This is a genomic window from Streptomyces sp. P5F9 (genome assembly GCF_057961495.1).
Genome location: NZ_JBXVPZ010000503.1, coordinates 1 through 6,627, shown reverse-complemented (window position 1 = coordinate 6,627; position 6,627 = coordinate 1). Strand labels below are relative to the sequence as shown.

The following is a 6,627-nucleotide window of genomic DNA, read 5'->3' as shown; positions in this document are numbered from 1 at the left end:
GTGTATAAGAGACAGGCCTAGGAGGGCGTCGGGGGTGGGGTTGCTGCTCACGTCACCTAGGTTACGGGGCCGTTTTCGTCTGCCGCGCCGTCGTGGCTGGTCGCGCCCGCGCGGCGGAGCCGCACATCGAAACAGCCCCGCGCCCCTGGGGGCTGGGGGCTGGCGCCCCCAAGCCCCCAAACCCCTCAGACCTCAGCCGTGCAGCCTTGTCCCGCAGTGCGGCCACGGGCTCGAACCCCGGCGTACGTACAGCCTCTTCGCGCGGAACGTCTGTTCTTCCGCGCTCGCGTCCTGGGGGCGTCCGCTGCCGCCGAGGCTGTGCCAGGTGTGGGTGTCGAACTGGTAGAGGCCGCCGTACGTCCCCGAAGGGTCCACCGCGCCGGGGCGGCCGCCGGACTCGCAGGTCGCGAGGCCGTGCCAGTTGAGCTGGTCGGCGCCCTGGACCGAGGTGGGCATGGGCTTCGTGCCTACCTTCACCAGCTGGGAGCGGGGTTCGCGGACCAGCTGGTCGTCCACCCGCCGGGGCTTCTCCTTGACGCCGTTGACCGTGCGGAGGGTGTAGGTGACCCGGCGGAGGCCCGGCCGGCCGGCGCGTTCGACCACCTCCGTGCCCTTGAAGAGGGTGGGGTCGTCGGTGCGTTCGACCTTGAAGGGGATCGCCTCCTCGCGGACCTCGCGCGTGCCCGTCACCCGCAGGACCGTGATCGTCTGGCCGTCGCGCGGGAAGCTGGTGGGCGGGACCGAGGTGGTGTCCTCGCCGTGGAGGCTGATGCCGGCCTCCTGGACCGCCTCGCCGACCGTCGCCGCGTTCGTGCGGATCGTGCGGGCGCGACCGTCGGCCATGATCGTGACGGTGCGTTCGGTGCGGACGTCGAGGGCGAGTCCGGCGCGGCCGATGGGCTGGGAGCGCGAGGTGGAGACGTACGCGCCCTCGGCCCGTACGCCGAGCTGTTCGAGGGCTCCGTCGACCGTGCGCGCCGTGGTCCACACCTCGCGCCGGTAGCCGTCGATGGTGAGCCGCACGGGGCGGCCGTAGCGCACCGCGACCTCGTCGCCGCTGGCGAGGGTCGCGTCGCGGCCGGGGGCCACCACGTCGTGGGCGCCTACGTCGACACCCTGCTGGGCGAGGAGTTCGGTGACGTCGTCGGCGAAGGTGTGCAGGGTGCGCGGCTTGCCGTCGACGCTCAGCTCGATCGCCTTGTCCTTGGCGACGAACGCGGTGGTGCCGCCCGCGAGGAACGCGACCACCAGCGCCTGCGGCACCAGCCGGCGCATCGCGGAACCGGAGTCCGGACGCTCGGCTCTTCGCCGCCGCCCGTGCCGTGCCGCCGGCTCGCTCTCCGGCGGGACTGTGCCCGCCTGGCGGGGGAACACGGGTTCGTACGCCTCGTAGGCGGGGCGGTACGTGTCCTCGTACACCGCCGTGGGCCCGTCGGTGTACGCGTCGGCGCGCACACCGCGGTCGTACGTCTCGTAGGTCTCGTAGTTGCTCACGCCGACACGCTCCAGAAGGCCACGGGGGTCCGGATCGGGCCCACAGAACCTAGCGGAGTGACCGTCACTCTCCAAAGCGACGCGGCTACCCAGAGTTGTGTTCGATGACGTCCCGAGGATTCTTTCAATGGGGTCCCGAGGGCTCAATAGGCGAACGCCCGGGCCGTGTTGGCCGCCAGTGCCGTCGCCAGCGCGTCCTCCTCGATGCCCCGTACGGCGGCCATCGCGCGGACCGTGACCGGAATGAGATAGGGCGCGTTGGGCCGTCCGCGGTAGGGGGCCGGGGTGAGGAAGGGGGCGTCGGTTTCCACGAGGACCAGTTCGAGGGGGGCCACGGTGAGCGCGTCCCGCAGGTTCTGGGCGTTCTTGAAGGTGACGGTGCCGGCGAAGGACATGAAGTACCCGGCGCGGGCGCAGAGTTCGGCCATTTCGGCGTCACCGGAGTAGCAGTGGAAGACCGTGCGCTCGGGGGCGCCTTCCTCCTTGAGGACGCGGAGCACGTCGGCGTGGGCGTCGCGGTCGTGGATGACGAGGGCCTTGCCGTGCCGCTTGGCGATCTCGATGTGGGCGCGGAAGGACTTCTCCTGGGCCGCCTTGCCCTCGGGGCCGGTGCGGAAGTAGTCGAGCCCGGTCTCGCCGACGCCCTTGACCTGGGGCAGTCCGGCGAGGCGGTCGATCTCGGCGAGGGCCTCGTCCAGGGCCTTGTCGCCGCCCGCCACCCGCGCGCCCTGCCGGGACCAGGCTCCCCCAGGGTCTCCGTGGACTATGTGCGGGGCTTCGTTCGGGTGCAGGGCGACCGTCGCGTGGACGGCCTCGTACCGGGCGGCCGTCTCGGCGGCCCAGCGGGAACCCTTCAGGTCGCAGCCGACCTGCACGAGCGTCGTCACGCCGACCGACGCGGCCTTGGCGAGAGCCTCGTCCACCGTGCCGGACTGCATGTCGAGGTGGGTGTGGGAGTCGGCGACGGCCACCCGGAGGGGCTCGGGCAGCGGCGGTGCCGCGTTCTTCTCGCTACCGCTGGCGCTGGAGGAAGGCATGCCCCGATCCTACGAAAGGGGCATGCCCGCCCGGTCGTCGGAGCCGGTCAGCTCGCCTTGCGGTGGAACGGGTGCAGGAGGTCGGACAGGTGCCAGTGGTGGTCCCCGTGCTCCGGCAGCGGGGTCACGGCGGCGTCGTCGCCCGTGCCGTCCTCCGCCGCCTCAGCCGTGACCGCTGCCCGGGGCCGCGGCGCCTGGTACTGCCGCTGCGCGGCCTCCCGTACCGACGACACCTGGCCCGCGCGCATGATGCGCACGACATGCCCGTCGCAGTTGAGGCACGCGGGCCGGCTGAGCGGTGACGGCACGACCTGACCCTCCGCCACGTACATCACGAACTGGTGGCCGTCGGTGTCGACGTGGTGCTCTATCTCGTACGACTGCTCCCAGCCGTGCCCGCACCGCATGCAGGCGAAGGAGTACGACTCGTTGACCACGGCCGTGGCAGCGCCACGGAGGCCGGTCTGCCCTGCGATCTCACTCATGCCAGCTCCTGCTTGCTTGCTGCTGGACAAGCGCCCCCGGCGAGGGGATTCCCCCCGGAATCCCGTTGGAGGCGAGGGACGGGTGCGTCCCTTCATCCAGTGGACGCCTCCAGCAGGGCGAACGCATCAGTCCTGTCGACTGTTGGAGGCGATTTGGACTTTCCTTGTCGAATCACCCCGCCAAGGCGGTCCGGGCTTTGCATTTCGTGACCCCGCTTTGCCCCGCCATGGGGCGCGCGCTCAGGGGAGACGCGCCTCGCTCAGAGGAACTTTCGCCGCAGGTCAGATGGGGTTTTCCGCGCGGCCCTGCGGGGGTTCTCGCGTGCGGCGCGGCGAGGCAGGGGTTTCCTGCACGAAGCCCGGCGGGACAGCGGCTCCCGCGCAAGGCCCGCCAGAAGTTCGCGTGTGCCGCCGCGCAGGAATCCCGCCTGCGCCGCGCGGGAATCTCCCGTACGCCCGCCGGAGTCCCGCGTGCCCTCAAACGGGTTTTTGCGCGCTCTTCGCCGCCACCACCGCATCGAACACCTCGCGCTTGGGAACGCCCGCCTCGACGGCCACGGCGGCGATCGCCTCTTTACGCCGCTCCCCCGCCTCCTCGCGCACCCGCACCCGCCGTACCAGCTCGTCGGCGCCGAGTTCTTCGACCTTCTCGGGGGCGCCCTCGACGACGACGGTGATCTCCCCTCTGACACCCTCGGCCGCCCACTCGGCCAGCTCGCCGACCGGGCCGCGCTTGATCTCCTCGTACGTCTTCGTCAGCTCGCGGCAGACGGCGGCCCGCCGCTCTGCGCCGAACACCTCGGCCATCGCGGCGAGGGTGTCGTCGAGCCGGTGCGGCGCCTCGAAGTAGACGAGGGTCCGCCGCTCACCGGCGACCTCCCGCAGCCGCGACAGCCGCTCGCCGGCCTTGCGCGGCAGGAACCCCTCGAAGCAGAACCGGTCCACCGGCAGCCCGGACAGCGCGAGCGCGGTGAGCACCGCGGACGGTCCCGGTACGGCGGTGACCTTGATGTCCTTCTCCACGGCCGCGGCGACCAGCCGGTACCCCGGGTCGGACACGGACGGCATCCCCGCGTCGGTCACGAGCAGCACACGGGAACCTCCGAGCAACGCCTCCACCAGCTCCGGTGTCCGCGCCGCCTCGTTGCCCTCGAAGTACGACACGACCCGGCCCTTGGGCTGCACCCCCAGCGCCTGCGTGAGCCGCCGGAGCCGTCGCGTGTCCTCGGCGGCGACCACATCGGCACCCGCCAACTCCTCGGCGAGCCGCGGCGGGGCGTCCGCGATGTCGCCGATAGGGGTGCCGGCAAGGACCAGAGTTCCGGGAGCAACTGTCACGTTTCCATCCTCTCAGGGGAGAGAGGCGGGACTCACACAGACCTGTTCCCTACGATGGCGCGGTGACCAGTACCGCGTCCTCCACGGACACCCGGCAAGGGCAGGCCCCGCAAGACCAGCGGCCGTCGTGGCAGCAGCGGCTGCGCCGATTCGGCTACACGGCGGGGCCCAGAAGCGACGTACGCGACCGGCTGGTGCCGCCGTACGCGGAGCCCAGCCCGCGGCTGTGGGCGGCGCTCGGCTTCTCGCCCGCGCTCGTCGACCGCGTCAACCGCTGGTCGGGCTGGGGCGGCCCGCTGCTGGTCACGCTCATGGCGGGCGTGATGCGCTTCTACCACCTGGGCAGCCCGAAGGCGGTGATATTCGACGAGACGTACTACGCGAAGGACGCGTGGGCGCTGGTCCACCGCGGCTTCGAGGTCAACTGGGACAAGAACGCCAACGACCTCATCCTGCAGAACAACGGTCACGTCCCCATCCCGACGGACGCGGCCTACGTCGTGCACCCGCCGGTCGGCAAGTACGTCATCGGCCTCGGCGAGCTGATCTTCGGCTTCAACCCCTTCGGCTGGCGCTTCATGACGGCGCTGCTCGGCACGCTCGCGATCCTGATGCTGTGCCGCATCGGCCGCCGTCTGTTCCGCTCCACGTTCCTCGGCTGCGTCGCGGGCGTCATGATGTCGCTCGACGGCCTGGCCTTCGTGATGGCCCGCACCTCGCTCCTCGACGGCGTGCTGATGTTCTTCGTGGTGGCCGCGTTCGGCTGCCTGCTCCTGGACCGGGACAGGGCCCGGGCGAAACTCGCGGCAGCGCTACCGGTCGACGCCGACGGCCGCGTCCGCCCCGACGCGCACATCGCGGACACCCTGTTCCTCGGCTGGCGCCCCTGGCGCTGGGCGGCCGGCCTGATCCTCGGCCTCGCGATGGCCACCAAGTGGAACGGCCTCTTCTACGCCGTCGCCTTCGTGCTGATGGCCCTCCTCTGGGACGTCGGCTCCCGCAAGGTCGCGGGCGCGAGCAAGCCGTACGCCGCCGTCCTGAAGTACGACCTGGGCCTCACCTTCGTGGCCACCGCCCCGGTCGCGATCTCGGTCTACGTCCTGTCCTGGCTCGGCTGGATCCTCTCCCCGGCCAACGGCTCCGGCGGCTACTTCCGCAACTGGGCCGCGACCGACGGCAAGGGCGGCTTCTGGAGCCAGTTCATGCCGGACTGGGCGCGCAGCCTGTGGCACTACGAGCACGAGGTCTACGAGTTCAACGTCGGCCTGCACTCCCCGCACACGTACATGTCCAACCCCTGGAGCTGGCTGGTCGACGGCCGCCCGGTCTCGTACTTCTACGAGTCCCCGTCCCCGGGCTCGGACGGCTGCCCGGCGAGCGCGGGCGAGAAGTGCGCCCGCGAGGTCCTGGCCATCGGCACCCCGCTCCTCTGGTGGGCGGCCTGCTTCGCGCTTCTGTACGTCCTGTGGCGCTGGGCGTTCCGCCGCGACTGGCGCGCGGGCGCGGTCGCCTGCGGCGTGGCGGCCGGCTACCTCCCCTGGTTCATGTACCAGGACCGCACGATCTTCTTCTTCTACTCCATCGTCTTCCTCCCGTTCCTGTGCCTCGCGGTCGCGATGCTGATCGGCGCGGTCATCGGCCCGCCGGGGTCCAGCGACACGCGCCGGGTGGCGGGCGCGGTGGGAGCGGGCGTCCTGGTCCTGCTGGTCACGTGGAACTTCATCTACTTCTGGCCGCTGTACACGGGGACGGCGATCCCCATCGACCAGTGGCGGTCGCGGATGTGGCTGGACACCTGGGTCTAGCCCGGCCGTCAGTCCTGCTGGACCAGATCCGCCCGTCGTCGTCCGGCGTCTCGGTGACCGTCACGTGGTTGGCCTGGCCCCGGGCGGCCATGTGGACGCCCCGCTGGGCGACGGCCGCGGCCCCTTGTACGGCGGCTCGGGCCCCCGGTGCAGAGCGATCCGTACGGCGACTCCCAGCGCCAGCAGCAGAATCAGCACCACCGCGACCCGCAGCACCCGGTGCCCGCCAAGTCGAGAGAACAACGCACTACCTCCATGAGCCAGTTGGGGATCCGGCACCACGGCCGACCCCCCACCCCCACCCACGGTTGCCCGGTGTCTTCCAGCCTTCGCAGGACGTTCACATACGTGTCCCGCCACGGGGCGTGATCCAGTCAGCCGATCTCTGTTAGGACAACAAAAGGCAACACCCCTCACAGCTTTCCCCCACGCCACCTACAGTTCGGAGGACTGATAACGGGGAGGGAC

Annotated in this window: 6 protein-coding genes; 1 reads left to right on the top strand and 5 read right to left on the bottom strand. The window is 71.1% G+C overall.

Annotation, left to right across the window (positions count from 1 at the left end; all coding sequences use genetic code 11):
• Positions 1–192: 192 nt before the first annotated feature.
• The 4 genes from AC31A1_RS43815 to rsmI all read right to left on the bottom strand — a co-directional run bounded on the left by AC31A1_RS43815 (position 193) and on the right by rsmI (position 4,354).
• Positions 193–1,494, bottom strand: a complete 1,302-nt coding sequence (locus AC31A1_RS43815; protein WP_489658661.1) for a resuscitation-promoting factor — start codon at positions 1,492–1,494, stop codon at positions 193–195.
• 143 nt (positions 1,495–1,637) lie between these two features.
• Positions 1,638–2,531, bottom strand: coding sequence for a TatD family hydrolase (locus AC31A1_RS43810; RefSeq protein WP_489658660.1), 894 nt, complete (start codon positions 2,529–2,531; stop codon positions 1,638–1,640).
• A 47-nt stretch (positions 2,532–2,578) separates the two neighbouring features.
• Complete coding sequence (locus tag AC31A1_RS43805; protein ID WP_489658659.1) at positions 2,579–3,016, bottom strand: hypothetical protein; 438 nt, start codon at positions 3,014–3,016, stop codon at positions 2,579–2,581.
• A 477-nt stretch (positions 3,017–3,493) separates the two neighbouring features.
• On the bottom strand, positions 3,494–4,354 hold the full coding sequence (gene rsmI / locus AC31A1_RS43800; RefSeq protein WP_489658658.1) for a 16S rRNA (cytidine(1402)-2'-O)-methyltransferase: 861 nt from the start codon (positions 4,352–4,354) through the stop codon (positions 3,494–3,496).
• Positions 4,355–4,416: 62 nt separating this feature from the next.
• Between rsmI and AC31A1_RS43795 the strand changes: the two genes are divergently transcribed.
• The gene (locus tag AC31A1_RS43795; protein WP_489658657.1) at positions 4,417–6,159 is read left to right on the top strand and encodes a dolichyl-phosphate-mannose--protein mannosyltransferase; all 1,743 of its coding nucleotides are present in this window, start codon (positions 4,417–4,419) and stop codon (positions 6,157–6,159) included.
• Between the two features lie 60 nt (positions 6,160–6,219).
• On the opposite strand, the gene AC31A1_RS43790 is transcribed toward AC31A1_RS43795, so the two are convergent.
• Complete coding sequence (locus AC31A1_RS43790; protein ID WP_489658656.1) at positions 6,220–6,402, bottom strand: hypothetical protein; 183 nt, start codon at positions 6,400–6,402, stop codon at positions 6,220–6,222.
• Between the last annotated feature and the right edge of the window lie 225 nt (positions 6,403–6,627).

Coding starts and splice junctions, on each gene's coding strand:
- AC31A1_RS43810 (WP_489658660.1), bottom strand. CDS start 2,531: ATGCCTTCCTCCAGCGCCAGCGGTAGCGAGAAGAACGCGGCACCGCCG.
- AC31A1_RS43805 (WP_489658659.1), bottom strand. CDS start 3,016: ATGAGTGAGATCGCAGGGCAGACCGGCCTCCGTGGCGCTGCCACGGCC.